The following is a 26,587-nucleotide window of genomic DNA, read 5'->3' as shown; positions in this document are numbered from 1 at the left end:
CCCCGCGAGGCCCGGGCCGCCGGTCACCCGCACCGCTCGCTCGCGATCACGTCCCGTACCCGGTCGGCGTCGGGGTGCCCGAGGGTGATGAGGAGGGTGAGGGCCTGCTGGCGGACCTCGTGGGCGGTGCGGTGGTCGCCCGTCGCCGCGTGCGTGTCCCCGATGTCGACGAGGGTGCAGGCCTCCAGGTACGGCACGCCCAGCTCCCGGTAGAGGGCCAGGGAGTGGCCGTAACCGACGAGGGCGTCGGGATGACGGCCCTGGTGGCCATGGGCGTACGCGAGGGTGTGCCACGTGGCGGCCTGGCCGTAGCGGTCGCCGAGCCCCTGGAGCAGGACCAGGGCCTCCTGGCAGTGACGCAGGGCCTCCCCGTACTCGCCGAGCAGCGCGTGGTACCAGCCGACGGAGTTGAGGACACTGGCGTACGCCGCCTGGCGGCCCGCGCCCCGGAACAGGTCCATCGCCAGCCGGTTGTGGTGCAGGGCGCCGGGCAGGTCGCCCTCCTGGTCCCTCGTCCAGCCGAGACTGCGATGGGTGTCCGCCTGTCCGATGTCGTCCCCCAGCTCGGCGAAGAGCCGTAGCGCCCGGTCGAGGCGGCGGCGGGCGGAGCCCTGCAGACCGAGCCGGCTCTCGGCCCGGGCCAGCGCGCGCAGCCCCCGGGCCTCGTACACGGGATCGGCCAGCCGCAGGGCGGCGTCGAGGGCGGTCCGCTGGATCGTCGCCCAGTCGTGCCAGTGGCCCCGGCGGTCGAGGAACGGCTCCAGCGACCAGGCGAGCAGACACGCCGACCGGTCGCGGCCGGACCGGGCCGCCGCCCCGACGACGGCGAGCAGCACCGGATACTCGGCGGTCAGCCAGGCGAGCGACTGCTCGTGGCCGACGAGCGGCTCGGCGTGGACCCCGGCGGGCAGCGGCCCCGGGGGCATCGGGTCGGCGTACGGGGCGAGGAGCGGTTCGGTGGCGTGCGCGGTGTGCAGGTAGTACGCGTACAGCCGCTCGACGGCGGCCTCGCGCCCGGCGTCCGGGACCCGGTCCTCCAGGAGTTCGGCCGCGTGGGCGCGCAGCAGGTCGTGCAGGGCGTACCGGCCGGGGGCGGGCTCGCCCACCAGGTGGACGTCGGCCAGCTCGGCGAGGAGCGACCGGGTCCGGCGGGCGGGCAGCCCGGCCAGCGCGGCCGTCGCGGACACCGAGAAGTCCGGCCCGGGGTGCAGGGCGAGCAGCGGGAAGAGGCGTGCCGCCTCGGCCGACACGGCGGCCAGCGACCAGGAGAAGACGGCGCCCACGTTCGCGGAGGCGTCCGTCCGGCTGAACGCGTCCAGGCTGCCGTGCGCCGCGCGCAGCTCCGCCGCGATGGCCGACAGCGCGAAGTCGGGGTGGGCGGCGGCCCGCGCGGCGACACAGGCCAGCGCCAGCGGCAGTCCGCCGCACAGCGCGGCGATCTCCGCCACCGCCGCCGACTCACCCGTGAGCCGCCGGGCGCCCAGCCTGCGTTCGAGGAACGCCCGTGCCTGTCCGGCGTCCAGAGGGCGCAGCGCCAGGGTGTGCGCGCCGTGCGCGGACACCAGGCCCGACAGCTGGTCGCGGCTGGTGACGATGGTGAGACAGCCGGGCGTTCCGGGCAGCAGGGGCCGCACCTGCTCGGTGTCCCGCGCGTTGTCGAGCAGGACCAGGAACCGGCGCCCGGCCAGCAGGCTGCGGTACAGCGCGGCCTGGGCGTCCACCCCGTGGGGCACCCGCTCCGGCGGGACGCCCAGTGCGTCGAGGAAGATCCGTACGGCCTCCCCCGACCGCATCACCGCACCCGCGGGCGTGAACCCCCGGAGGTTGACGTAGAGCTGGCCGTCCGGGTAGCGGTCCGCGACGCGATGCGCCCAGTGCACGGCGAGGGTGGTCTTGCCGATGCCGGCCATCCCGCCGATGGCGCTGATCACGACGGTGCCGGCGGAGGGCGGGGCGTCGCCCGCGCCGCCCGGGTCGTCGCCGGGGGCGTCGAGAAGGGCCAGGACCTGCTCCAGTTCGGCCCGGCGGCCGGTGAACGTCGGCAGGTCGTGGGGGAGTTGGGCGGGGACGGCGGCGGGCGGAGGGGGCGGCACCGGAGCGACGGGGGGCATGGCCGGGGCGTCGGCCTCTGCTCGGGGCTCGGCTTGGGCCTCCGTTCGGGCCTCCGCCGGGGTTTCGGCGGGGGCCCGCGTTCGGGCTCGGGTCCCGGTGCCGGGCTCGGTTCCGGTCCCGGCTTCGGCCTCGGCTCGGGCCCCGGCTTCGGCCTCGGTTCGGGCCCCGGCCCCGGCCTCGGCTCGGGCTTCGGCCCCGGCTCCGGATGGAGCGGGCGTGGTCGTGCCGGCGGCGCGCACGACCGTCGCGTGGGCCTCGCGGAGTTCCGCTCCGGGATCGATGCCCAGCTGGTCGGCGAGCCGCGCGCGGGCGGCCCGGTAGGTGCTCAGCGCCTCCGCCTCGTGCCCGGCGGCGGCCAGGGTGAGCACGAGCCTGGCCAGCAGCGGTTCGTCGCAGGGGTCGTCGGCCGTGGCCTGCCGGAGCAGGGGCAGGACGGCGGCGGGGGTTCCGGCCCGGAGCGCCGCGTCGGCCGCGTCCCGCAGGGCCGCGGGCCGTTCACGGTCGACCGCCCGGAACCCGGCGCGCTCCCGCACCTCCTCGGGCAGCCCCGCCGCGACGTGGGGCCCCCGCCACAGGCCGAGGGCCTCGGTGAGCAGCGCCACGACCCGGCCCGGCGACGCGCGGCCGTCGGCACCGAGGCGACGCGCCTCGTCCCGCAGTCGGCGGAACCGCAACAGGTCCAGGGAGTCGGCGTCGACCGCGAGCCGGTACCCGCCCGCGTCCCGTATCAGCCACCGGCCGGTCGCCCGGTTGGGCAGGCCCGGCTCCAACAGCCGCCGCAGCGTGCCCACATGACGTCTGATCACATTCACCGCGCTGTCCGGAGGGCGGCGCCCCCACAGCACGTCGACGATCTCGGCGAGTGCCACGGGCTGCCCCGCCCGTACCGCCAGCAGTGCCAGCAGCGCCCTTTCCTGCGGACGCCCCGGCACCGGCTCCGCCCCCGCCCGCTCCACCCGGACCGGCCCCAGAACCGCGAACCTCACCGGCTCCAGCGCCAATTGGCCCTCCTGATATCTCGTATCTCGTATCTTCCCCGCGCCCCACGACGATACGTGAGAGGCGGAAGCACCGAGAGTCACCCGTGCGTCGCGTTCGGTGGGCGGGCCGGACCCGGTCCCGTCTCCGGTGTGCCGATCCGGAGGCTCACCGGCCACGGTGATACTGCTGTGCATCAGATGGATCTCCGGAAAGAAAGGGGTGCGGTCGGTGAACTCGATACGGACGGAAAGCCGTTCGATCTCAGCGGGGGCGGCCGGATCCGCGGGGCGGCACGTGGTGATCGTCGGGGGCAGCCTCGCGGGGCTGCTCGCCGCCCGGGCCCTCGTCGGGCACGCGGGGCGGGTGACGATCGTGGAACGGGACCGTTTCCCGAAGGGGGACGCGCGAGGAGGGGCGTCCCGGCCGGGGGTGCCGCAGGGGCGCCACCCGCACGTCCTGCTGGAGGGCGGACAGGTCGCCCTCGACGCGCTGCTGCCCGGGTTCATGGCCGAACTGACGGCGGCCGGCGCGCCCCGGATCGGGATGCCGGCGGACATGGCGGCGTTCCAGAGCGGCCGCTGGTTCCGGCGGATGCCCGCCTCGACCCACATCCACACCGGGTCACGGGCGCAGATCGAGGGGCTGGTCCGGCGCCGGGTCCTCGCCGAGCCGTCGGTCACCCTGGTCGAGGGGACGGAGACGGTCGGCCTGACCGGGGACGCCGCGCGCGTGCGGGGCGTCCTGGTGCGCGAGCGCGGTGACGGGGCCCGGGGCGAACAGCGGGAGATCGCCGCCGATCTGGTCATCGACGCCTCCGGCCGCGGGACGAAGGCGCCGCGCTGGCTGGCCGCCCTCGGTGCCCAGGCCCCGCGCGAGGAGATCATCGACACCGGGCTCGCCTACGCCTCCCGCGTCTACCGCGACACCACCGGCACCCTCGGCGACGGCCCGGCCGCCGGCACCCTCGGCCTGCATGTCGTGCCCGACCCCACGCAGCCGTACGGTGCCGTCGTCGTCCCGCTGGAGGACGGCACCCATCTGGCCACCTTCTCCGGTCTGCGCGGCGACGAACCGTCCACGGACGAGGAGGAGTTCGAGGCGTACGCCGAGCGGCTGCCGCATCCCGTGGTGCACCGCTGGATACGGGACGCCGAGCCGCTGTCGCCCGTCTCCGGCTTCCGGCGCACCGCGAACGTGCGGCGCCGCTACGACCTGCCGGGCCGCCGCCCCGCCGGCTTCCTGGCCACCGGCGACGCCCTGTGCACCTTCAACCCGATCTACGGGCAGGGCATGGCCGTCGCCGCGATGGGCGCGGTCGCCCTGCGGGACGCGCTGGCCGACCCGCGCCGTACGCCCACCACCCGCAGGGTGCAGCGGGCGCTGCTCGCGGCGTCACGGCAGGCGTGGGACATCTCGGCCGGGGCGGACAAGGCGATGCCGGGGGCGATCGGCAACGCGGTCGCGGGCCGCCCCGTCGACCGTGTCGCCGGCTGGTATCTGCGGCGGGTGCGGGTGCGGGTCCCGGGCGATCCGGTGGTGGGCCGCGCCTTCCGCTCCGTCGTCTCCCTCAAGGAGCCGCTGAGTGCCCTGCTGGCCCCCGAGGTGGCGCGGGCGGTCCTCTTCGGGCCCGTCAAGGAGACGCCTGCCGAACCGCCGATGACACGGGAATGAGGTGCGGGTGCGAGGTGCGGAGAGAGCGATGCCTCCCGGCCCTTGACGCCGATGGAAAGCGCTTGCCGCACTCGCGGCCCGCCCCCTGAAGCACCTGCCGCCACACCGCCGTACGGCCCCGGGCCGCCGTGGGCCCGCGCCACTCCAGGTCAGCGGCGCACGGCGGCGCCACGACCGCCGCACGGCCCGGTCGAATCGCGTTCGACACGGGCCGCCGACCGGGCCGCCTTCCGGGCCTCGGCCGGTCCCGACCGGTCCCGACCGGTCCCGACCGGTCCCGACCGGTCCCGACCGGTTACAGGGCGCGCCCGGCACCCGCTCCCGGGCGCGCCCGCGCTTCCCCCTCGCGCGGTGGCCGGACGGGGGCGCGGTCCCGCGCGCGGGTCGTGCGGGTCAGGCCGGCGCCGCCGCGTAGCACCGGACGGTCACCGTCCGGTCCGGGCCCCAGCGCTGCTCGACCGTGGCCAGGAACTGCCAGCCGAGCCGTTCGTAGAGCGCCGCCGCGGCGGTGTCGGACGCCACCACGTCGAGCACCGGATGCAGCCCGCGCCGCCGTGCCTCGGCGCCCGCGCGGGCCAGCAGTTCCGCGCCGAGCCCCCGGCCCCGCGCGGACGGGGCGACGAACAGCCGGCTGATCACGGCCGTCCGGTCGACACCCGCACCCGTACGCTCGCTCCACAGCCCGGGTGCCGCGTCCCCCGCGCCGCTCCGGGCCAGGCCCACGTGACCGGCGATCCGGCCGTCCAGCTCCGCCACCCAGGCGGCGAGGAGCGCCGGAGGGCTCAGCCAGGCGGCGGGCCGCTCGGGCCAGTCGACCGGGTAGCCGTCGCGCCCGTGCACCTCCGCGAGCACCCCGGCACACCCGTCGAGATCCCCCTCGACGCGACACCGGACCTGGGGGCCGCGCTTCCACCGGTTACGTTCCCGATCTTCACCGCGGCATGGAACCACGGGTCCGGCACTGTCGGCCATCGGGTTTCGCCGGGGGCGTCCCGTGACCGTCGGCCACCTTTTCGGCGTCCCCCGCAACCCACGCGTCACCCCCGCCCCATCCCTCGGCACACAAGCCCGCCGGAGAGCTTGACGGCGGTGATGTTACCGGTAACACTTCGAGGGTTCCCGTCACGGAGAGGTGGATTCCGGCGTGCCCGAAGCATCGACCGCGCACGAGGTGAAGCCCGTCCGCACGGCCCCCGAAAGCCGGGTCTTCAGCCCGGCCGCCGTGGTCGCGTCGTGCGGCGGATTCGTCCTCATCGGCGCGCTCCAGGCGCTCTACGGGCCCTCCATCCCGGCCTTCCGCGACGACTTCGCGCTGTCGCCCTCGGCCGCCGGCCTCGGGCTCAGCGCCCACTTCTTCGGCGGGGTCGCCGGCGTCCTGGTCTTCGACCGGCTGTACGGGCGGCTGGGCAACCGGCTGCTCCTGGGCGCCTCGTACCTGCTGATGGCCCTCGGTGCGGCGGGCTTCGCGCTCGCCCCGACCTGGCCCGTCGCGCTCGTCGCCGCCCTGCTCGCCGGACTCGGTTTCGGCGGCATCGACTACGGGCTCAACCAGCTCTTCGCCGTCGGCTTCGGCCACCGCTCCACCGCCATGCTGAACATCCTCAACGCCCACTTCGGGGTCGGGGCCATCCTCGGCCCCGCTCTGGTCGCCGCCGTGGGCGCCGAGCACTACCCGGCGCTCTTCCTCGCCTTCGCCGCCGCCAACCTGCCACTGCTGCTGTGCCTGCGGGGCGTACGCGACCAGGTGCCCCAGCAGGCCCCCGGCACGGCCGGCACGGCGGCGGGCGGCTCGCCCCTCTCCCGGAGCCTCGGCTCGGTGCTCGCCGTGTTCGTCGCCCTCTACGTCCTGCACGTCGGCATCGAGGCCGGTGTCGGCGGCTGGGAACCCACGCACCTGGAGGCGGTCGGATACGGGGCCGGGGCCGCCGCGACCGCCACCTCCGGCTACTGGCTGATGATGACGGCCGGCCGTTTCCTGGCCGCCCCCCTCGCCCTGCGCCACTCGCCCCGGACGATCATCACCGTGTCCTGCGCCGGCATGACGGTCTGCCTGCTGCTGGCCTCGGTGCCCGCGCTCGCCCCGTACGCCTACGCCGGAGTCGGCCTGTTCATCGCACCGATCTTCCCCACCGGCCTGCCCTGGCTGAACGCGGCCGCACCCCGGGCCCGGCGGGCCGGAGCGCTCGTCATCGCCGCCTCCATGATCGGCGGAGTGGCGGCGGGCCCGGCCCTCGGCAAGGCCATCGAGTGGTCCGGCGTCCGCGCGGTCCCGCTGCTGCTCGGCGCGGTGTCGGCCCTGTGCCTGCTGGCCACGCTGTGGCTGATCCGCGCCACCCGCCCGCCCGCGCCCGTGCCCTCTCCCGTGCCCTCTCCCTCGCCCTTGCGCTCCGCCTCACCGTAGCCAAGCCGCGGGCGACCGCCCCGCCGCCCGGCCCGTACGCCGGACCGTCCCCGCACCCCCCGTACACCCCGCCGAAGGGAAACAGCCTTGAGCACGCCCGCTCTGACCACGTCGTCCGACGGTTTCCTCCTGAACGGTGAACCGTTCCGGATCGTCTCCGGCGCGATGCACTACTTCCGCATCCACCCCGACCTGTGGGCCGACCGGCTGCGCAAGGCCCGGCTGATGGGCCTCAACACCGTGGAGACGTACGTCCCCTGGAACCTCCACCAGCCCGACCCCGACAGCCCGCTCGTCCTCGACGGGCTGCTCGACCTGCCCCGCTATCTGAGCCTCGCCCGCGCCGAGGGCCTGCACGTCCTGCTGCGCCCCGGCCCGTACATCTGCGCCGAGTGGGACGGCGGCGGCCTGCCCTCCTGGCTGACCTCGGACCCCGGCATCCGGCTACGCTCCAGCGACCCCCGCTTCACCGACGCCCTCGACCGCTACCTCGACATCCTGCTGCCCCCGCTGCTGCCCCACATGGCGGCGAACGGCGGCCCCGTCATCGCCGTGCAGGTCGAGAACGAGTACGGGGCGTACGGCGACGACACCGCGTACCTCAAACACGTCCACCAGGCGCTGCGCGCACGGGGCGTCGAGGAACTGCTGTTCACCTGCGACCAGGCCGGCTCCGGCCACCACCTGGCCGCCGGCAGCCTGCCCGGCGTGCTGTCCACCGCCACCTTCGGCGGGAAGATCGAGGAGTCCCTGGCGGCGCTGCGGGCGCACATGCCCGAAGGGCCCCTGATGTGCTCGGAGTTCTGGATCGGCTGGTTCGACCACTGGGGCGAGGAGCACCACGTCCGGGACGCCGAGAGCGCCGCCGCCGACCTCGACAGGCTGCTGGCCGCCGGCGCCTCGGTCAACATCTACATGTTCCACGGCGGCACCAACTTCGGCTTCACCAACGGCGCCAACCACGACCAGTGCTACGCCCCGATCGTCACCTCCTACGACTACGACGCCGCCCTCACCGAGTCCGGCGACCCCGGCCCCAAGTACCACGCCTTCCGCGAGGTCATCGCCCGCCACGCGCCGGTCCCCGAGGAGCCGGCCCCGGCGCCCGCCCCCAAACTCACGGGGATCACCGTGGAGTTGGACCACCGGGCCCTCCTGCTGCCGTACGCGACCGGCCTCGCCGCCGCCGCGGAGCGCACCGAGCAGCCGCCGACGATGGAGGAGCTGGGGCAGCGCTCCGGCTACGCCCTCTACCGCACCACCCTCCCCGAGGCGGGGGACGGCCTGCTGCACTTCGACGGCGGCGTCGGCGACCGCGCCCAGGTCTTCGTGGACGGCGCCCCCGTCGGCGTACTGGAACGTGAACGGCACGACGAGACCCTGCCGTTGCGCGTCCCGCGCGCCGGCGCCACCCTCGACGTGCTGGTCGAGAACATGGGCGGCGTCAACTACGGCCCCCGCATCGGCGCCGCCAAGGGCCTGCTCGGCCCGGTCACCTTCAACGGCACCGCCCTGCACGGCTGGGACACCCACCGGCTCCCGCTGGCCGACCTGTCCGCGGTCCCGTTCGCCCCGGCCGAGGCGGCCCCGGTCACCGTCCCCGCCTTCCACCGCGGCACCTTCGAGATCGACACCCCCGCCGACACCTTCCTCTCGCTGCCCGGCTGGACCAAGGGCCAGGCGTGGATCAACGGCTTCCACCTCGGCCGCTACTGGAACCGTGGCCCCCAGCGCACCCTGTACGTCCCGGGCCCCGTCCTGCGCCCCGGCGCCAACGACCTGGTCCTGCTGGAGCTCAACGCGACGACCAGTTCCCGCGCCGAGTTCACCGACGTCCCCGACCTGGGTCCGGTGAAGCCCTGATGGAGCGGCCGCTCCGCGTGCGCCTGCCACGGCTCGCCGACCCGCCGCTGCGCGGGCACCTGCCCTTCGCCGACGCGCCGGGCGTGCCCGACGCCGTCGAGGTCACCAGCCGCTGGCTGACGCGGGGCGGCCGCCCCTGGTTCCCCGTCTCCGGGGAGTTCCACTTCTCCCGCTGTCCGGCGGGGGAGTGGGAGGAGGAGCTGCTCAAGATGAAGGCGGGCGGGGTCACGGCCGTCGCCGCCTACGTCATCTGGATCCACCACGAGGAGACCGAGGGCCACGTCCGTTTCGACGGCGACCGCGACCTGCGGCGCTTCGCGGAACTCTGCGCCCGCCACGGCCTGGACCTGATCCCCCGCATCGGCCCCTGGGTGCACGCCGAGGTCCGGAACGGCGGTCTGCCGGACTGGGTGCTCGCCCGCACCGACGCCCCCCGCACCGACGACCCGGCCTACCTCGGCCCGGTACGCGCCTGGTACGCGGCGATCGCCGGACAGTTGCGCGGCCTGGACCGCGCGCACGGCGGCCCGGTCGTCGCGATCCAGATCGAGAACGAGCTGTACGACCAGCCGGGCCATCTGCTCACGCTGAAGCGGACGGCCCAGGCGGCGGGCCTGTCGGCCCCCCTGTGGACGTCGACGGCCTGGGGCGGGGTGCGGCTGCCGCCCGACGAACTCCTGCCCCTGTACGGCGGTTACCCCGAGACCTTCTGGACCGAGGCGGACGGCGGCTGGCCCGACACCTGCCGCACGCACTTCTTCTTCACCCACGAGCGCGACGACGAGGGCATCGGCGCGGACCTCCGCCCGACGCGCGAACACGGCCGTGAGGGTGCGCAACAGGCGGGCCGGTTCCCCTGGGCCACCTGCGAGCTGGGCGGCGGCATGGCGGTGGCCTACCACCGCCGGCCGCGCGTCGACGCCGCCGACGTCGGCGCCCTCGCCCTCACCAAGCTCGGCTCCGGCTCGGTCTGGCAGGGCTACTACATGTTCCACGGCGGCACCAACCCGCCGGGCGAGCGCACCACCCTCCAGGAGTCCCACGCCACCGGCTACCCCAACGACCTCCCGGTTCTCACCTACGACTTCCAGGCCCCCCTCGGCGAGTACGGCCAGTACCGCGCGTCCTACGACGAACTCCGCCTCCAGCACCTGCTGCTGGCCGACTTCGGCCCGCTTCTCGCCCCGATGGCCTCCGTCCTGCCCGAGCGGCGGCCGACGGGCCAGGACGACCGGGAGACCCTGCGCTGGGCGGTCCGCGGCGACGACCGGTCCGGCTTCCTCTTCGTCAACAACCACCAGCCGCACGAGCCGTTGCCGGACCACCCGGGGACGACGTTCACGGTGGACTTCCCGGACGGGCCCGGCGGGGGGCTGTCCCTGCCGAGCGAACCGGTCACGATCCCCCAAGGGGCATATTTCTGCTGGCCGTTGCGGCTGGACATCGCCGGACTGCGGCTGGAGTGGGCCACCGCGCAGCCCGTCTGCACGGTCGACGACGGCCGCGGCCGCACGGTCCTGGTCCTGGCCGCGACCGACGGCATCGCCCCCGAACTCGCCCTGGACGTCCGTACGGTGACGACGCTCTCCGTACCTTCGGGCGAGGTCACCACCGTCGGCGACCGTGTCCTGGTGACCGGAGTGCGGCCGGGCACGGACGCGCTGGTCGAGGTCGACACCGCCGACGGCGGCCGGGCCGGCCTCCTGGTCCTGGACGCGGCCACGGCCCGCACCGTGTACCGGGGCTGGGCCTGGGGCGCCGAACGGCTCGTCCTGTGCGGGTCCGGCGGCGGGGTCGTCTTCGACGCCCCCGCGGACGAGGTACGCCTCCACGGCCCGGCCCCGGAACCGTCGTTCGCCGTCCTGCCCGCCCCCGAGCGGCCCCCGGTGGTGCCCGGGGCGGTGGTGAAGGAGGCGGCCGACGGCGTCTTCGTCCGCTACACCGTGGTGCCGGACGAGGACGGGCGCCCCGCCGCGCCCGGCGCGCCGCCCCTCACGCTGATCCGGCCCCCGGGCGAGGCGCCCCCGGTCACGACGGGTGTGCTGGGGCGGGCCAGTGCGCCGGCCGACGAGTACTTCGACACGGTGGCCGCCGAGTACGCCGTCGACGTACCGGACGACGTGCCGCCCGGCACCCTGCTCCGTCTCCACTGGACCGGCGACGTGGCCCGCGCGTACGTGGGCGGCCGTCTCGTCGCCGACCAGTTCTATTCGGGCCAGGTCTGGGAGATCGGCCTGGACCGGCTGCCCTCCGGGCGCCTGAACCTGAGGGTGCTCCCGTTGCCCGCGGGGGCGCCGGTGCACGTGCCGGGCCGGCCGGGCGACCGCGCCGTCCCGGCGACGATCACCCGAGCGGAGTACATCCCCCACCGGACATGGCCCCTCCGCCCCGGCTGACCTCGTGGGGCGCGTTGTCGGGTGCGGGCCCGGTGGGGCTTCTCGCGCAGTTCCCCGCGCCCCTAAAAGCATCAGGCCCCGGCGGGCCTGAAAGCCCAGACCGTCCGCAGGGCCTGAAAGCCCAGACGGCCCGCGGGTCTGGAAGGTGGCCGGTGTCGGGTCTGAAAAGCAGGGGGCGCAGCCCCCGCCTTTCAGGGGCGCGGGGAACTGCGCGACCAGCCCCCACCGGGCGGACGTCTGGGGGTCGAAGGGGCGCAGCCCCTTGAGGATGGGACGGGTAGGGGCGGCGGGGGCGAGAATCCCCCGCCCCACCACCCCGCCCCTATCCTGTGCCCCACACCCCACACCGAACCACCCCACACCGGACCAGCCACCGGACCCAGCCACCGGACCACCCCAGCCCCCTCACAGACAGGAAGACAGCCGCATGCCCCCCAGCACCACGGACGGCACCGCGGCCGAGCCTCCCCCCGCCCCCAAACCCACCCGCACCCGCAGCCGCCGCAACTTCGCCGGCGCCCGCCCGGTGATGGACGACGTCGCCCGCCTCGCCGGAGTCTCCAAGCAGACCGTCTCCCGCGTCCTCAACGACCACCCGGCCGTCCGCACGGAGACCAGACAGGCCGTGCTGGAAGCCATGCGCACCCTCGGCTACCGCCCCAGCCGCAGCGCCCGCTCCCTGGCCAGCGGCCGCACCCGCATGCTCGGCGTGATCTCCTTCGACGCCGCCCGCTACGGCCCCGCCTCCACCCTGACCGCGATCAACACGGCCGCCCAGAAGGCCGGTTACCTCGTCAGCTCCATCGCCCTCGACACGGCGGACCGGAACACCGTCGTCGAGGCGGTCGACCGGCTGTCGGCCGAGGGCGCGGACGGCATCATCGCCATCGCCCCCCAGCGCCCGGTCGCCACCGCGCTCGCGCGAGCCCGCCCGGACACCCCGCTGGTGATGCTGGACAACGGCCTCGGCGACGGCACCCCGGTGGTCTCCTCGGACTTCACCGCGGGCGCCCGGCTGGCGACCGGACATCTGCTGGACCTCGGCCACCCCACCGTCCGGCACATCGCGGGCCCCACCGGCTGGACCTCCGCCGACCGGCGCGCGGCGAGCTGGCGCGAGACCCTGACGAGGGCCGGGGCGCGCGTCCACGAGCCGCTGGTCGGCGACTGGAGCGCCGACTCCGGCTACGAGCTGGGCCGCCGGCTGGCGGGAGACCGGGACGTCACCGCCGTCTTCGTCTCCAACGACCAGATGGCGCTCGGCCTCCTGCGCGCCCTGCACGAGGCGGGACGCCGGGTCCCGCAGGACGTGAGCGTCGTCGGCTACGACGACATCCCGGAGGCGGCGCATCTGCTGCCGCCGCTGACGACGATCCGTACGGACTACTCGTCGATCGGCACGATGGCGCTGCGGCTGCTGCTGCGGCAACTGGACGGCCCGGAGCCGACGGCGGACGAGCCGGAGCGGGACCCCGTCGTCCCCGTCGAGCTGATCGTCCGCGACAGTACGGCGGCGGTCTCTCCCTAGCGCGGACCCGGGAGTGACGAGACCCCCGGTCCGGCGCAGCGCGCCGGGCCGGGGGCGGGACGTGCGGGGCTCAGGGCTTGCGTGCGATCGCCCCGTACATCGCGATGTCCTCGTCGCGGATGTCCTTCTCGCCGGTGCCGTCCGGGTGCCACTTGTGCACCTGGACGATCCCGGGCTCGACGAGTTCGAGGCCGTCGAAGAACTCGTGGGCCTCGTCGATCGTGCGCAGCCGCATCGGCATGTCGCGGGCGGCGTACTCGCGGGCGACGCGGCCCACCTCCTCGGGGGCGAACTCGGCGGTGCCGATGGTCATCGCCAGGTAGCTGCCCGAGGGGAGCGGTTCGAGGAGCCGGCGGACGATGCCGACCGCGTCGTCCTCGTCCAGGACGAAGTGGACGATCGCGATCACGGTGAGCGCGACCGGCTTGCTCAGGTCGAGGGTCTCCGCGAACTCGGCCGAGCCGAGCACGGTCTCCGGGTCCTGGAAGTCGGCCTCGATGTAGGCGGTCCTGCCCTCGGGAGTGCTGGCCAGTAATCCCTGGGAGAGGGTGAGGACGATCGGGTCGTTGTCCACGTAGACGACCCGGGACTCGGGGGCCACGGACTGGGCGATCTCGTGGAGGTTGGGCGAGGTGGGGATGCCGGTTCCGATGTCGAGGAACTGGCGCATGCCCGCCTTCTCGGCGAGCCAGCGCACCGCGCGGTTCATCCAGTCGCGGTTGGCGCGCATGTGGACCGGCAGGGCCGGCCACTCGTGCGCCATCGCGTCACCGGCCTCCTTGTCGGCCGGGTAGTAGTCCTTGCCGCCGAGGATGTAGTCGTAGATACGCGCGGAGTGCGCGTGCTCGGTGTCGATCCGGTCGGCCGGCCATCCGTTGTCGGGCAAAGCCGTCCCTCCCATCAGGTCGTGTCATGCATGTGTACGGTCGGGCGGTGCCGGGGGTTCGGCAGACGGGGAACCCCCGGCGAAACAGGTGGTGCGTCAACGAGGCGTGGCAGCAAGCAGGTCAGAGCAGGAAGTCGGCCTCGCCCGCCTTCACACCGGCCAGAAAACTGGTCATCTCATGAGGGGTGAACAGCAGCGCCGGCCCGTCCGGGTCGGTCGACTGGCGGACGGCGACCCGGCCGTCGGCGAGCTTCTTCACCTCCACGCAGGCACCGCCGGCGTCGTCGCTCCAGGGCCGGTGCCAGTCCTGCCTGCCGAGTTCGCGGGCGGGCATGCCGTTGCGGACGTCGTCGTGTACTCCGTCGGGTATGGGGTGGTGCACGTCAGAGCTCCTTGCGTAGCGCACCGAGGAGGGCCTCGGTCTTTCGGGCGGGCGCCGACTGCGCGCCCAGCCGGTCCAGGGCCTCGCGGTAGACGACGACGTCGTCGCCCTTGTCGAGGTAGACGGCGCCCACCAGACCATTGAGGTAGACGATGTCCGGCAACTCCGGTGCCCTGAACCGGAACAGGTGGAACGCACCGGCCCGCATCGCCGGATGCGGACCGTTGTGGAACGGCATGAGCTGGACCGTCACGTGCGGCAACCGGTTCAGCTCGATCAGGTGGTCGATCTGGGCGCGCATCACCTCCGGGCCGCCGACCGGCCAGCGCAGCACGGTCTCGTCCATCACCACCCACAGCCGGGGCGGCTGGGCGCGGGTGAGGAGTTCCTGGCGCCGCATCCGCAGCGCCACCCGTCGCTCGGTGTCCTCGGGGGCCGCGTGCGGATTCCCGGCGCCGAGCAGGGCGCGGGCGTACTCCTCGGTCTGGAGCAGACCGTGCACGAACTGCGCCTCGTAGGCGCGGATCTGGAGCGCCGCCTGTTCCAGGCTGAGGTAGGCGGCGAACCAGTCGGGCAGTACGTCGCGGTAGGTGTGCCACCATCCGCGCTTGTTGGCCTCGCGGACGGACTTGAGGAAGGTCTCGATCTCCTGCTGGTCCCGCACGCCGTAGACCTGGAGGAGTTTCTCCACGTCCGGGAGGCGCAGCCGGGCGACCTTGGCGGCTTCCAGACGGCGGATCGTGGAATGGCTGACACCGATCGCCTCGCCGGCCTGCTCGAACGTGAGTCCGGCGCGCGTGCGCAGTTCCTCCAGCTGTCTGCCGAGGATCATGCGCAGGACGGAGGGCGCCCCGCCCCACTCGGTTTCCGCGGTCACGCCCACCACCCCCTCACGCCGAGCACTGAGGTCATGTCGAACTGCCTTACGGCTCTTGCGCATTTTCGTTCAAGGCTTGCGCGTTGTTGTGCGAGTCGCTTCGAGTGCGCAGTCTGACACGATCTTGGCTCGATCGGCGACGACATGCGCCCCGCAAAATGCAAATTTCAACTTGCTGGTTGCGAGGTGTTGTTCGCGGATGCCACAGTGGGCATACCGTCACGGCTTCGGCGAACACCGGAGCTGCGCGGCCAGGTTGGGGGAGATGTGGCCGCAACTCAGCGCTGTCCGCCATGAGTTGCCACAGCTCGCGGCGTACGGCGAGACGGCCGTGGCACCGGTGCCCCTCCGGTGCGAAGGGCCAACGAAAGGCTTACGGCGATGGCTTCGCCCACTCTCCCCCCCTCCACGGACCGGTTATTCCCGACCATGTACCCACCCCTTGGAACAGAGACCTACGAACCGCACCGAGCGGGCGTTTTCGGACTGCCCGCGGTGCCCGCGTCGGCGGGCGAGGCGCGCAGAACCGTGCGCGAGCTGCTCGGTGAGTGGGAGGTGCCCGCGGAGACGGCCGAGGACGTCCTCCTGATCACGTCCGAGCTGGTCACCAACGCCCTGACCCACACGGACAGCGAGTGGATCGTGTGCCGCCTGCAGTTCACCGGCCGTCGGCTCCGTATCGAGGTCGAGGACCAGAGCGGCGGTCCCACACAGCCGGCCCGGCGTCGACCGGGCCCCGACGACCAGAACGGGCGTGGGCTCATGCTGGTCGGCATGCTCAGCAGCGACTGGGGGGTGCGCGACACCCCACAACGGTCCGGTCGTGTCGTCTGGGCAGAACTGCCGTCGGAGGGCCGGGAAACCCCCGAGCCCGCCCCTCCGACGGCTCCGCACGAGAACGAGGCCCTTCCGATGAGCGATCCCTCCTGGACCTAGCAGGCCCTGCTCCCACCCCCCCCGCGCCGGGCTGACGGCCCACCTCCCGCCGGGCCCACGGCCCACCCCCCGCCGGGCCCACGGCCCGGCCCCCCGCGGGCCGGTGCGGGTGACCGGAATCCCGCTCCGGTCACCCACCGGCCCGCCCGGACGTACGCTGCCTCCACAGTCGAACCCCTCGCCTCTGGAGGCCCGTTGCACACCGAGTCCGAGATCGATGTCCTCGTGCTGGGCGGGGCCGGCGTCGACACCATCGTCTACGTCCCCGAGCTGCCCCTTCCGTTCGCCGACAGCCATCTGGTGCCGGCCATCGAGACCCGGGCCGGGCAGACCGGCGACTTCCTGGCGGTGGCCGCGCACGGCCTCGGCCTGCGCACCCACCACCTGGACCTCCTCGGCGACGACCACGAGGGCGACCTGGTCCGCGCCCTGCACCGGGACCGGGGCGTGCCGCTCACCGAGGGCCCCCTGCCCGGCGGCACCCGGCGCGCGGTGAACCTGGTCGGCCCGGACGGCCGCCGCTGTTCCCTGTACGACGGCAGCCGCAGCCAGGAGGTGGACGAACTGCCCCCGGACGCCGTCCGGGCGCTGGCCGGCGTCAGCCGGCACGTCCACGTCTCCATCAGCCGGCCGTGCGCGGCCTCCCTGCCCCTGCTGCACGAGCTGGGCGTGCCCGTCTCGACCGACCTGCACGACTGGGACGGCTCCGACCCGTACCACGAGGCGTACGCCCACGCGGCCGACCTGGTCTTCCTGTCCGCCGCCCGGCTCGCGGACCCGGAGCGCACCATGCGCCGGATCATCGAGCGGGGCCGTGCGCGGACGGTCGTCGCCACGGACGGGGCGCGGGGCGCGTACCACCTGGTCGACGGCGAACTGAGCCACGTCCCGCCGGTGACCCCGCCGTCACCGGTCGTGGACTCCAACGGCGCCGGGGACGCCTTCGCGGCGGGCTACCTCTTCGGCCGGCTCACCGGCGAACCGCCGCACCGCTGCGCCCTCTACGGGGCGATCGCGGGCGCCCACGCCTGCACCGTCCCCTCGACCCGCACCGACTCCGTCAGCCGTGCCGAGCTCCTCGCCCGGGCCGGGGAACCGGCCCGCTGAGCCCGGGCCCGGCCCTCCGGCCGGTCCCGCGGGGCCGGTTCGCTCAGCCCGGCCGGAGGCCCGCCGCGACCAGCCGGGCCTCCATCTTCCGGCGGGCCGCGCCGAGCACGGCCAGCAGCAGTTCCCTGCCGGACTGGCGCTGGCGCACGTCGCACAGGAGGACCGGGACGGTGGGCGCCAGGTCGAGGGCCTGGCGGACCTGCTCGGTGTCGGCCTCACGGCGGCCGTCGAAGCAGTTGACGCCGACCGCGAAGGGGATGGCGCGCGACTCGAAGAAGTCGACCGCGGCGAAGCAGGCGTCGAGCCGCCGGGTGTCGGCGAGGACCACGGCCCCGAGGGCGCCGCTGCACAGGTCGTCCCACATGAACCAGAAGCGGTCCTGGCCGGGCGTCCCGAAGAGGTAGAGCACCAGTTCGGGGGAGACGGTGATGCGGCCGAAGTCCAGGGCGACGGTGGTCGACACCTTCCGCTCGACACCCCGGAGGTCGTCCACCCGACGGCCCGCCGCGCTGATGTGCTCCTCGGTCGCCAGCGGGGTCACCTCGCTGACCGCGCCGACCAGGGTGGTCTTGCCGACACCGAAGCCACCCGCGATGAGGATCTTCAGGGCGGTGGGTACGACGGTCTCGGAGCTGACGGACACCATCCATCACCCTTTCGACGAGTTCCGGGCCCGGCCGCCGCGGCGGCTCACGCGTCCTGCACGTAGTCGGACGGCGTCTCCGCACGGGGCGCGGCGCTCAAGTACTTGCCGACCTGCTTGACCAGGGTGCCCATCTCGAACGCCATCATCCCGACGTCCACCTCCTCCGAGGCGATCGCGGCCAGCCGAGCGCCCCGGCCCGCGGCGGTGACGAAGAGGAACGCCCGCTCCATCTGGATGACCGTCTGCTGGACCTCGCCGCCGTGGAAGTGGCGGGCCACACCCCGGGCGAGGCTGTGCATGCCCGAGCCGACCGCGGACAGGTGTTCGGCGTCGTCGAACCGGATGTCCCTGGACTTGCCGATGAGGAGGCCGTCCCCGGACAGCACGATGGCGCAGCGGATCTCGGGTATGCGTTCCACGAGCCCGTCCAGCAGCCAGTCCAGTTGGGGACCGGTTCGTTCCTGCTCTGTCATGTCGTGCGTGTTCCTCACGGTCGGTCGGCGCCGGGGTGGGCGCCGGTTCGTCGGGGCGCCGGGGGGAGCGCCCGTCAGGCGGCGTCGGGGCCGGGCCGTGGTGCCGGCCGGCCGTCGGCGCCGTCGGTGTCGTCCGGTCCGGCGAGCCGGGCGCGGTCCGAGCCGCGCCGGATCGCCGCCATGGCGCGGGCCAGGGACTCCGGGGAGAGGGTGTCGTCCGTGTCGTCGTGCGTTCCGGGGGCCCCGGCCGCGTCCTCGGCGGTGGCGGGCGCGGCGGAGGTGCCGCGGGGCCGGCGGGGCAGGCCCTGGAGGCGGTGCGGGCCGACGGCCTCGGTGCGGGGCGTGTCACCGCTCATCGGGGCCGCCGTGTCGCGGTCGTGTCGCGCGTGGCGCCGATGCGGGGGAGGGTGCCTGGCATCTGCTTCCTCGTACGACAGCGAACGTCCGATGACGGTGGGGGCGCCGCCCGGCAGCCCTGTGCTCCGGCGGGACACACGGCGGCGGGTATCAGCGGGCGGACGGAACGGTATCAGGACACGAGCCCCGTCGTCAGCAATCTCCGGACCGCAACTTGGCGTCGGGGGCCGTCACTTGACGGTCCGTACGGAGAGTGCCCTGGCGGGTCCGGGGCCGTTCGGCGGAACCGTCACCTCCGTCGACGGCGGTGAATGGATACTTGTCGACACGTCAGGGTCTCCGAATCGCCACGGTCCAGCCACATTCGTCGCTTGCTGAGGTGGCTTGAAATATGTGTAACCTTGATCAAACCTGCCCGGACGACGTGTCAGTTTGGTATTTGGGGGTGCACAGCGCCGAGGGAAGCCCTGTCCGGGCGGGGGTGCCTGGTGGTCCGGCCGATGTCTGCCCGAAGTCGGGTCGGGGTGGCCGGGCAAGTTCGGCTTGGAAAGTATCAAAATGTGGACAACCCCCCTTTCCTTTCTCACATTTACGTTCAGATTTCAACTGTCAATGTTTCGGCCAAACCCTCTTAACGATCTTGGCGTTAGAGGTTGATTTGTAGACCATGTTGCAGGTCGGCCCGTCTCCCGAACGGAACCACGGCTGACGCACCGCCACCGCGTCTCCCCCGGGCGCGGGGTAACGCTCAGAAGGGCTCGGCGTGGAACACGTCTTCACCACCCAGGAACACGAGGATCTACGGCAGCGCGTACGCGAGTTCGCCGAGCACGTGGTGCGGCCGCTGATACCCGAGATGGAGGCCTCCCGCACCGCACTGGTGGGGCTCTCCCGGCAGATCGCCCGACAGGGCTGGATCGGCGCCACGATCGACCCGGTCCACGGCGGGATGGGCGCGGGCCACCTCGCCAAGACGGTCATCATCGAGGAACTGTCCCGCGTCAGCGGCGCGATGGGGGCCATGGTCCAGGCGTCCCAGCTGGGAGTCGCCAAGATCGTCCACTTCGGCGACGACGACCAGAAGAGCCACTGGCTGCCGAAGATCGCCGCGGGAGAGGTGCTGCCGACCATCGCGGTCACCGAGCCGGGGTCGGGGGGCCATGTGGCCGGCATGGAGAGCAGCGCGGTCCGGGACGGCGACGACTACCTCCTCAACGGCCGCAAGATCTTCGTCGGCAACAGCCATGTGGGCGATGTGCACGGCGTCGTGGTCCGTACCGGTCCGGGCTCCGGCGGCATGACGGCCTTCCTGGTCGAGTCCGACCGGCCCGGCTTCTCCCTCGCGGAGCAGGTGCCCTCCATGGGGCTGCACGGCTTCAGCTTCGGGGAACTGGTCTTCGACAATTGCCGGGTTCCCGCCGCCAACCGGCTCGGCGAGGAGGGCGAGGGACTGGCCGTCGCCTACTCCTCGTCCGTCCTCTACGGCCGCCTCAACCTGACGGCGGTGTCGCTCGGCATCCACCAGGCGGTGTTCGAGGAGACCGCGCGGTACTGCGCCGAGACCGAGCGCTACGGAAAGCCGCTGGGCCATCTGCCCAACATCAAGATCGAGCTGGGGCGGATGCTGCAACGTCTCACGCTCGCGCGGCAGAGCGCCTACCTCGCCGCGCATCTGCTGGACCAGGGGCGGCCCTGCGACATCGAGCTGATGTCCGCGAAGCTCTTCAACGTCGAGTCGTCCATCGAGTCCGCCCAGGCGGCCGTCAAGATCCACGCGGCCTGCGGCCTGTTCACCGACCGCCCGGTGGAGCGCTACCTGCGCGACGCCTTCCACATCTACGCCCCCGCCGGCACCTCGGAGATCCAGGGCCTGCGGCTCGGCGAGTTCGCACTCGGCGAGAACAAGGGCCAGTGGTCCGAACGCCTCGCCGACCTGGTCCGCACGTCCCGGCCCGAGGCACGGGAGCCGGAACCGGTCCCGGTCGGCGAACTGGTCTGACCACGGCGGCCGGGCGCACCCGAGGGCCCACGGGGGAGCCCTCGCACGTCACGGCCGGGCGGCGGTGCCGGGAGGGTCGGGCACAGCCCCGCGCGGCGGATCGGCCGTCGGCGCCCGGCCGCGGGCGTGGCCGCGTCCCGGAACGCGGAGAAACCGCGGACACGGTGTCGTGTCCGCGGTCTTCGTGTGCGTGGGGGGTGGGCGCTCGCCGGTCCGGTTGTTCTCGACCCGGGGACCGGCGGCCTCCGGCCGGGCTCAGCGGCCCGAGGCGATCGCGTGGATCTGGTCGGACATCTCCTGGGCCATGTGCTTGATGATCTCCAGCCGCTGCCGGCCCCAGGTGCGGGAGTCGGTGTCGACGACGCAGATCGTGCCGAGGTTCATCCCCGCCAGCGTGTCGACCAGCGGCGCGCCCATGTAGGAGCGGATGCCGATCTCGTCCACGACCGGGTTGCCCGCGAACCGCGGGTAGTCGCAGACGTCGTCGAGCACCAGCGCCGCGGTCCGCTTGACGGTGTGCGGGCAGAAGCCGTGGTCCAGGCGCATCTCCCGGCTCATCGAGCTCTCGCTCACCAGCCCCTGCGCGATGTTCACCGGCCCGGCGTCCGGGGTGTAGAGCCCGGCGAAGAACTGGCGCTTGTCGTCCACGAAGTTGACCATCGCGTACGGCGCGTCCAGCTCCAGCGCCAGTCGGCGCGCGAACGCGTCGAACTCGGCCCGGGGGATGTTGGCGAGCCCCAGCTGGGCGAGCCGGGCGGCGCGCTGCGGGCCGCCCGGATCCTCGGGGGTGAGGAGCAGGCGGTCGAGCGGAGGCTCATAGGAGGAATAGGGGCTGTTCATCGGAACTCCGTTCGCGGTAGGCCGAGTTGGAGAAGTATCAACGGAGCACGGGTGGCTCGTACGTCGCCACACCGGGGGTCATGCCGAGCAGGTGCTGCACGAGTTCGACGAGCACACCCGTGCCGGAGCTGCAGTGCCGGGCGTCGCAGAACACGATCGGCGCGTTGGACTTCAGGCCGATGGCGTCGCGCACCTCCTCGACGGAGTACTGGTACGCCCCGTCGAACTCGTTCACGCCCACCACGAACGGGATCCCGCGCACCTCGAAGAAGTCCACCGCGGGGAAGCACGCGTCGAGCCGGCGGGTGTCGGCGAGCACCACCGCGCCCAGCGCCCCGTCGGACAGCTCGTCCCACATGAACCAGAACCGTTCCTGCCCGGGGGTGCCGAACAGGTACAGGACGTGCTCCGAGTCGAGGGTGATCCGGCCGAAGTCCATGGCCACGGTGGTGGTGGACTTCTCCTCCACCCCGTCCAGACTGTCGGTGCGGACACTGGCCGTGGTGATGACCTCCTCGGTGCTCAGCGGAGCGATCTCGCTGACCGCCCCCACGAAGGTCGTCTTGCCCACCCCGAACCCTCCCGCCACCAGGATCTTCAGAGCGGTCGGGAAGGGGTCAGAGCCGTGCGCGTAGGCCATTGAGCACCGCCTCCAAAACATTTCGGTTGGCGGCGGAGGCCGCCTCGACCGCACGGGGCGCCCGTGCGGTGAGCGCCTCGTGCTGCACCAGGTCGGACAACAGGACTTTGGTGACGGCGATCGGGAGGTTCATCCGCGCGGCCACCTCGACCACCGGCACCGGCCTGAGGCACAGGCCGAGCACCAGGTCGTGGTCGGGGCCGAGGTCGGCGGCCGGCCGGACTCCGGTCGCCATCACCAGGGTGAGCAGGTCGAACGACGTCGAGGGTCGAGTGCGCCCGTTGCTGACGGTGAAGGGCCGGACTAACCGTCCGGCCTCCTCGTCCAGGAACAGCTCGTCCGTCATCACGTCACATCCCCGCGCCGGACGGCGCGTTGGGTCGACGGGCCGGAGTGGCGAGGAACGGCTGCACGGCGCGGATCAGCATGCCCATCTCGTAGCCGAGCGTCTCGGTGTGCGTCGTCGCGTCCGCGGTGACCGCCAGCACGGCGCCGTGGCCCGCCGAGGCCACGATGAGGATGCCGTTGTGCAGTTCCACGATGACCTGCCGGACGGTGCCGCCGTTGCCCAGCACCCTGTCGTGGCCGAAGGAACGGCCCAGGGAGTTGAGTCCGGAGGCTATCGCCGCCAGCCGGTCGGCGTCGTCGGTGCTCAGATCCACATGTGCCTTGCTCAAGCCGTCGGACGACAGCAACAGGACCTGCCGGGTGCCGGGGACGGTCTTCTTGAGGTTGTCCAGCAGCCAGTCGATGTTCTGTCCGGTGGGGTGGCTATCGCTCACCATGGTGGGGTTCTTCTCCTTGCGGTCGGGGCGGGGCCCAGCGCGCGTCGTCGACGGGGATCGCGTCGGAGGTCGCGCCGGCGAGACCGAAGCCTCGGTTGATACCGGCCAGGAGGCCGGGACTGAAGGTGAGGTCCTGCTCGTGGGGCTCGGGGCGTGCGGGAGGTCCCTGGCGCAGCTCGGGCGCCAGGTGCTCCATCGCACGGCGCTTGGGCAGGACGGGCCTGGCGGACCCGCCCGACGCCGGACCCTCGTAGCCGGACGAAGGCCGGTACTCGGACCGTGCGCCGGAGACGGGCTGCGACCGCTCGTTCCGGGCCGCCGCCGGCCGGGGGGCGGCCGACCGCTGCGGCACACCGGCCGGGGGACCGGCGTGGGAGTGCGCCGGGGCACCCCCGTGCGACGGTACGGCGCCGGGTGGCGGCGCGGGGGACCTGGCCTCCCAGGCGGGCGCGGGCTCCTGCATCGGGTGGGACGCGGCGGGACCGGCCTGCATCGGGTGGGGCGCGGCGTGGTGTGCCTGGACCGGGTGCGGTGCGGCGGGGTGCGCCTGGACCGGTGGCGGGACGGGCGCCTGGACGGGCGCCTGGATGGGGGTGTGCCCCTCCTCGTCGCCCAGCAGCCCCTGCGGGAGCACCAGGACGGCCTGGACACCGCCGTAGATGTTGCCCTGCAGCTGGACCGCGATGCCGTGCCTGCGGGCCAGCGACGAGACCACGAACAGTCCGATCCGGCCGTCGGCGAGCAGCTTGGCGACGTCGATGCGGGCCGGGTCCGCGAGCAGCGTGTTGATGCGGTCCTGGTCCTCCTGGGGGATGCCGAGGCCGCGGTCCTCGACCTCGATGGCGATGCCGGCGGTCACCCGGCGGGAGCGCAGGAGGATCTGGGTGTCCGGGTGGGAGAACATGGTGGCGTTCTCGACCAGTTCGGCCAGCAGGTGGATGACGTCGGCGACCGCGTGGCCGCGCAGGGTGCCCTCGATGGGCGGCACCAGCTTGACGCGGGAGTACTGCTCGACCTCGGCGATGGAGGACCGCAGCACCTCGGTCAGGGTCACCGGGTTGGTCCACTGGCGACGGGAGATCGCCCCGCCGAGCACCGCGAGGTTCTCGGCGTGCCTGCGTATTCGGGTCGCCAGGTGGTCGATGCCGAAGATGCGCCGGAGCAGGTCCGGGTCCTCGACCTGGTTCTCCAGGTCGTCCAGTTCACGGATGGTGCGGTGGACCAGCGACTGCAGCCGGCGGGCGAGGTTGACGAACACCTCGACCTTGTCGCTGTTGTCGTCGGAGGCGGCCTGGAAGTGGCTCGCCGCCCAGACGAGGGCCTCCCGCGCCCGGTGCTGGGCCTCCGTGACCTCGTACTCCAGCTTCTGGTACGGGTCCTCGGCGCGCGACGCCTGGTAGGCGAACCCGCGCGAGAGCAGGGGCTCGCCGCGCTTGAGCCGGGTCAGGTCCTCTTCGAGGGCCCAGTTGCCGCTGGTGATGGTCTGCCGCAGCGACTCGGCGCGCTTCGCGTCGGACCGGGCCCGTGACCTGGCCGCCCGCACGGCCCCGGCCAGGCAGCCGCACCCGAGGACCGCGCCGCCCGCCAGCACACCCCAGGTGGCGCCGTCGGCCGTGCCCTCCTGCAGCCGCAGGACCGTGCCGGTGACGGCGGTGGATATTCCGGCCATGACGGCGGCCGGCAGCACGGCGAGGCGGGTCAACCGTGGCTGGACCGAGGAGGAGTTCGCGGAATCCGACGCCCCGGACTTTCCGTGCCGGTGCCGGGACGGGGGAGCCGTCGCATCCGGCCGACCGCGTTCCGGGGTCGCTGCGAAGGGCGGGGGTTCAGGCATCGGAGTCCTCTCGATCAGCCAGTACGCGACAGAGTAGCGAAGAACGTCAACCAGCTGACCAGCGGTCCTGGACGCTCGGGGGAGGTCTGTCACCTGAGATGCCGTCAGTGACGGCACGGGTCTGTGACGCCTTTCTACCGTCAATTCAGGAGGCGGTGCCGCAGCAGTTCTTCACACCTTCGCCACGGTCCCCGGCAGTCTGTGAAAGACGGCCGCCGGGTGGCGGGCCACCTGCGGGTTCCTCGTCCCGCGGGTCCGCCGGGAGCGCGCGCAGCGCACAGTTCACGCCATTCCGTCGCCATGCTGTCTCGTGTCAACTTCTTCTGTGGCATGCGGAATCGGGCGCGGAACGGGTTCTGTCGCACAAGGCGCGCACCGCGTACCCGAGGAACATTCACACCGGACGGCCCGGAAATCCGGCCGGACCGGGGGCCCGGACATGCTTTGAACAAGCTTTATACTTCAATCGATCGGCGGGCCGGTCCGGTGTGACACCCTGGCCGGGAAAGGCCCAGCCGTAGGTTTCTCGCCGAACTCTAAGGATTTCCGCCGCAGTTGGGCTGACGTACGCTCTGACGCATCTCCCGCGGGCTCACGTCGTAGCGTCGACGGAAGGCCGTGCTGAGGGCGCTCGCGGACGAGAACCCGGCCGCGTAGGCGAGATCCGTGATCGTCATGTGCTCGCACTCCGCACACAGCAACCGGTCCCGGACCAGGCGCAGTCGCTCCTCCCGGATCAGCTCCCGGGGTGTGGTCCCGGCCTGCTGCAGGGCCAGCTGGATCTGGCGCAGCGACCAGCCGAGGGCGCGCGCCACCGCCGTACCCGTGAGGTTCGGGTCGGCCACGTGGTCGCGCACATAGCGGCGGACCAGGGCCTCCACCTCGCCCAGCTGTCCCGGGGCGTCGGGGCGGTCGTCGCCGGCGGTGAGCATGCACACCAGCTCCACCACCCGGTCCGAGACGGCGTTGAACTCCGCGTCGGACAGGTGCTCCCGTTCCTCGTGCAGCCCGGTCAGCATCGAGCCGACGATCCGGCCGAGGCCGGCGGTGAGGTCCAGGCCGCTGGCCACCGGCGACCGGGTGCCCAGCCGCCCGTCCACCTCGCGGGCCGGGATCGTGAGGACGAACGCGTCGATGGCGTCGCTCTGGAGGCACTGGAAGGGCGCCGCGAAGGTGACCAGCGCCGCCGTCCCGCGGGTCAGCCGGGCCTCGCCGCCGTCCTGCCGCAGGACGATCTCGCCGCTCATGGGGAGCAGCAGCCGGTAGTCCTCGTCCGGGTCCCGGCGGACCTGACGCATCGTGCGGGTGTACTCGATCTCGTCGGACCGGTACTTCACCAACTGGTACGTGTCGGTGCGCTGGCGGACGGTCTCGCCGCGGAAGTCGTCGGAACGGGCGTACCCGAAGCCCATCCGGGACTGGTACGAGCCGATCCGCTCGGTCCAGAAGTCGGCACGCTCGCGCGGGTCCACCTCCTCGGTGCTCAGCGCCTCGACGCTGTAACTTCCCGCGGGCAACGCCGCTCCTCCCTGGTGCCGGCCCCCGAACGCCTGCCTGTGGTCCTCTACGGATCCCGGCGGGAAAATCTTCAATCTCCGAGTGATCAAAGGTAGTTACCGCCCGGTCGGACCCGAAGGGCACCCTAGCGCGGCGAGCGGTCGCCCCGTCGCGGACCGACGGTGGCCGACTATGCCTCCGGAAGAGTCACCGCTTCCCACGCGTCCCTTGCGTCACTCGTGCGCCCTGTGACAACTTCCCTGCGCGTCCCGGAAAGTACCCGCGCGGCGGCGGCGCTAGCGTCGGGCGCTCCGTCAACTCCCGTCCGCCGTCCCGCATCCGCCGGCCGGCGCCAGGGACTTGAGGACGTAAGGAC

General features: G+C 73.2%; 22 protein-coding genes. 8 read left to right on the top strand and 14 right to left on the bottom strand.

What is annotated here, in order from left to right; translation table 11 throughout:
• Window positions 1–23: 23 nt before the first annotated feature.
• Window positions 24–3,113: a BTAD domain-containing putative transcriptional regulator gene (locus PYR72_RS13550; protein WP_275455588.1), complete on the bottom strand. Its 3,090-nt coding sequence runs from the start codon at window positions 3,111–3,113 to the stop codon at window positions 24–26.
• A gap of 274 nt (window positions 3,114–3,387) precedes the next feature.
• Here PYR72_RS13550 and PYR72_RS13545 point away from each other — a divergent pair, with 274 nt between their 5' ends.
• On the top strand, window positions 3,388–4,764 hold the full coding sequence (locus tag PYR72_RS13545; RefSeq protein ID WP_275460404.1) for a monooxygenase: 1,377 nt from the start codon (window positions 3,388–3,390) through the stop codon (window positions 4,762–4,764).
• 393 nt (window positions 4,765–5,157) lie between these two features.
• Here PYR72_RS13545 and PYR72_RS13540 read toward each other — a convergent pair whose 3' ends face one another.
• Window positions 5,158–5,616: a GNAT family N-acetyltransferase gene (locus PYR72_RS13540; RefSeq protein ID WP_275455587.1), complete on the bottom strand. Its 459-nt coding sequence runs from the start codon at window positions 5,614–5,616 to the stop codon at window positions 5,158–5,160.
• A 292-nt stretch (window positions 5,617–5,908) separates the two neighbouring features.
• On the opposite strand from PYR72_RS13540, the gene PYR72_RS13535 reads away from it, so the two are divergent.
• From PYR72_RS13535 to PYR72_RS13520, 4 genes are all read left to right on the top strand, one after another.
• Window positions 5,909–7,165 carry an MFS transporter gene (locus tag PYR72_RS13535; protein WP_275455586.1) on the top strand — a complete coding sequence of 419 codons (1,257 nt, stop codon included), beginning with the start codon at window positions 5,909–5,911 and terminating at the stop codon, window positions 7,163–7,165.
• Between the two features lie 87 nt (window positions 7,166–7,252).
• The gene (locus PYR72_RS13530; protein WP_275455585.1) at window positions 7,253–9,028 is read left to right on the top strand and encodes a beta-galactosidase family protein; all 1,776 of its coding nucleotides are present in this window, start codon (window positions 7,253–7,255) and stop codon (window positions 9,026–9,028) included.
• A complete protein-coding gene (locus PYR72_RS13525) occupies window positions 9,028–11,424 on the top strand; it encodes a beta-galactosidase (RefSeq protein ID WP_275455584.1) in 2,397 nt (798 codons plus the stop codon). The genes PYR72_RS13530 and PYR72_RS13525 overlap by 1 nt, the downstream gene beginning before the upstream one ends.
• Window positions 11,425–11,851: 427 nt before the next feature.
• The gene (locus PYR72_RS13520) at window positions 11,852–12,952 is read left to right on the top strand and encodes a LacI family DNA-binding transcriptional regulator (RefSeq protein ID WP_275455583.1); all 1,101 of its coding nucleotides are present in this window, start codon (window positions 11,852–11,854) and stop codon (window positions 12,950–12,952) included.
• A 70-nt stretch (window positions 12,953–13,022) separates the two neighbouring features.
• On the opposite strand, the gene PYR72_RS13515 is transcribed toward PYR72_RS13520, so the two are convergent.
• The 3 genes from PYR72_RS13515 to PYR72_RS13505 form a co-directional block, all read right to left on the bottom strand.
• A complete protein-coding gene (locus tag PYR72_RS13515; RefSeq protein ID WP_275455582.1) occupies window positions 13,023–13,838 on the bottom strand; it encodes an SAM-dependent methyltransferase in 816 nt (271 codons plus the stop codon).
• Window positions 13,839–13,959: 121 nt separating this feature from the next.
• Window positions 13,960–14,220, bottom strand: coding sequence for a DUF397 domain-containing protein (locus tag PYR72_RS13510; RefSeq protein ID WP_275455581.1), 261 nt, complete (start codon window positions 14,218–14,220; stop codon window positions 13,960–13,962).
• A gap of 1 nt (window position 14,221) precedes the next feature.
• Window positions 14,222–15,097 (bottom strand): helix-turn-helix transcriptional regulator, encoded by an 876-nt coding sequence (locus tag PYR72_RS13505; RefSeq protein ID WP_275455580.1) that lies wholly within the window; start codon window positions 15,095–15,097, stop codon window positions 14,222–14,224.
• Window positions 15,098–15,592: 495 nt separating this feature from the next.
• On the opposite strand from PYR72_RS13505, the gene PYR72_RS13500 reads away from it, so the two are divergent.
• Both PYR72_RS13500 and PYR72_RS13495 read left to right on the top strand, forming a co-directional pair.
• Entirely contained in the window at window positions 15,593–16,033 is a 441-nt protein-coding gene (locus PYR72_RS13500) for an ATP-binding protein (RefSeq protein ID WP_275455579.1), read from the top strand.
• A 195-nt stretch (window positions 16,034–16,228) separates the two neighbouring features.
• The gene (locus PYR72_RS13495) at window positions 16,229–17,140 is read left to right on the top strand and encodes an adenosine kinase (protein WP_275455578.1); all 912 of its coding nucleotides are present in this window, start codon (window positions 16,229–16,231) and stop codon (window positions 17,138–17,140) included.
• 43 nt (window positions 17,141–17,183) lie between these two features.
• Here the strand turns inward: PYR72_RS13495 and PYR72_RS13490 are convergent, their stop codons facing one another.
• The 3 genes from PYR72_RS13490 to PYR72_RS13480 form a co-directional block, all read right to left on the bottom strand.
• Window positions 17,184–17,786: an ATP/GTP-binding protein gene (locus PYR72_RS13490; protein ID WP_275455577.1), complete on the bottom strand. Its 603-nt coding sequence runs from the start codon at window positions 17,784–17,786 to the stop codon at window positions 17,184–17,186.
• A 44-nt stretch (window positions 17,787–17,830) separates the two neighbouring features.
• Window positions 17,831–18,259: a roadblock/LC7 domain-containing protein gene (locus tag PYR72_RS13485; protein ID WP_059079803.1), complete on the bottom strand. Its 429-nt coding sequence runs from the start codon at window positions 18,257–18,259 to the stop codon at window positions 17,831–17,833.
• Window positions 18,260–18,333: 74 nt separating this feature from the next.
• A complete protein-coding gene (locus tag PYR72_RS13480; protein WP_275455576.1) occupies window positions 18,334–18,615 on the bottom strand; it encodes a hypothetical protein in 282 nt (93 codons plus the stop codon).
• Window positions 18,616–19,379: 764 nt separating this feature from the next.
• Between PYR72_RS13480 and PYR72_RS13475 the strand changes: the two genes are divergently transcribed.
• On the top strand, window positions 19,380–20,615 hold the full coding sequence (locus tag PYR72_RS13475) for an acyl-CoA dehydrogenase family protein (RefSeq protein ID WP_275455575.1): 1,236 nt from the start codon (window positions 19,380–19,382) through the stop codon (window positions 20,613–20,615).
• Between the two features lie 255 nt (window positions 20,616–20,870).
• Here the strand turns inward: PYR72_RS13475 and PYR72_RS13470 are convergent, their stop codons facing one another.
• The 6 genes from PYR72_RS13470 to PYR72_RS13445 all read right to left on the bottom strand — a co-directional run bounded on the left by PYR72_RS13470 (window position 20,871) and on the right by PYR72_RS13445 (window position 26,231).
• Window positions 20,871–21,455, bottom strand: coding sequence for a GAF domain-containing protein (locus tag PYR72_RS13470; RefSeq protein WP_059079806.1), 585 nt, complete (start codon window positions 21,453–21,455; stop codon window positions 20,871–20,873).
• A gap of 37 nt (window positions 21,456–21,492) precedes the next feature.
• Window positions 21,493–22,095, bottom strand: coding sequence for an ATP/GTP-binding protein (locus PYR72_RS13465; RefSeq protein WP_059079807.1), 603 nt, complete (start codon window positions 22,093–22,095; stop codon window positions 21,493–21,495).
• Window positions 22,073–22,441 carry a DUF742 domain-containing protein gene (locus PYR72_RS13460; protein WP_012999871.1) on the bottom strand — a complete coding sequence of 123 codons (369 nt, stop codon included), beginning with the start codon at window positions 22,439–22,441 and terminating at the stop codon, window positions 22,073–22,075. Before PYR72_RS13460 ends, PYR72_RS13465 begins: the two co-directional genes overlap by 23 nt.
• A gap of 4 nt (window positions 22,442–22,445) precedes the next feature.
• Window positions 22,446–22,880, bottom strand: coding sequence for a roadblock/LC7 domain-containing protein (locus PYR72_RS13455; protein ID WP_012999870.1), 435 nt, complete (start codon window positions 22,878–22,880; stop codon window positions 22,446–22,448).
• Window positions 22,867–24,714 carry an ATP-binding protein gene (locus PYR72_RS13450; protein ID WP_275455574.1) on the bottom strand — a complete coding sequence of 616 codons (1,848 nt, stop codon included), beginning with the start codon at window positions 24,712–24,714 and terminating at the stop codon, window positions 22,867–22,869. Before PYR72_RS13450 ends, PYR72_RS13455 begins: the two co-directional genes overlap by 14 nt.
• Before the next feature lie 536 nt (window positions 24,715–25,250).
• Window positions 25,251–26,231, bottom strand: coding sequence for a helix-turn-helix domain-containing protein (locus PYR72_RS13445; protein WP_275455573.1), 981 nt, complete (start codon window positions 26,229–26,231; stop codon window positions 25,251–25,253).
• Window positions 26,232–26,587 lie beyond the last annotated feature (356 nt).

Origin of the sequence: Streptomyces sp. VNUA24 (assembly GCF_029167005.1) — a bacterium.
Taxonomy (GTDB): Bacteria; Actinomycetota; Actinomycetes; order Streptomycetales; family Streptomycetaceae; genus Streptomyces; species Streptomyces scabiei.
The sequence above is the reverse complement of the archived record's forward strand: the minus strand, read 5'-3'. Positions and strand labels throughout refer to the sequence as shown.

Coding starts and splice junctions, on each gene's coding strand:
- PYR72_RS13525 (WP_275455584.1), top strand. CDS start 9,028: ATGGAGCGGCCGCTCCGCGTGCGCCTGCCACGGCTCGCCGACCCGCCG.
- PYR72_RS13520 (WP_275455583.1), top strand. CDS start 11,852: ATGCCCCCCAGCACCACGGACGGCACCGCGGCCGAGCCTCCCCCCGCC.
- PYR72_RS13490 (WP_275455577.1), bottom strand. CDS start 17,786: ATGGTGTCCGTCAGCTCCGAGACCGTCGTACCCACCGCCCTGAAGATC.
- PYR72_RS13485 (WP_059079803.1), bottom strand. CDS start 18,259: ATGACAGAGCAGGAACGAACCGGTCCCCAACTGGACTGGCTGCTGGAC.
- PYR72_RS13480 (WP_275455576.1), bottom strand. CDS start 18,615: ATGAGCGGTGACACGCCCCGCACCGAGGCCGTCGGCCCGCACCGCCTC.
- PYR72_RS13470 (WP_059079806.1), bottom strand. CDS start 21,455: ATGAACAGCCCCTATTCCTCCTATGAGCCTCCGCTCGACCGCCTGCTC.
- PYR72_RS13465 (WP_059079807.1), bottom strand. CDS start 22,095: ATGGCCTACGCGCACGGCTCTGACCCCTTCCCGACCGCTCTGAAGATC.
- PYR72_RS13460 (WP_012999871.1), bottom strand. CDS start 22,441: ATGACGGACGAGCTGTTCCTGGACGAGGAGGCCGGACGGTTAGTCCGG.
- PYR72_RS13455 (WP_012999870.1), bottom strand. CDS start 22,880: ATGGTGAGCGATAGCCACCCCACCGGACAGAACATCGACTGGCTGCTG.
- PYR72_RS13450 (WP_275455574.1), bottom strand. CDS start 24,714: ATGCCTGAACCCCCGCCCTTCGCAGCGACCCCGGAACGCGGTCGGCCG.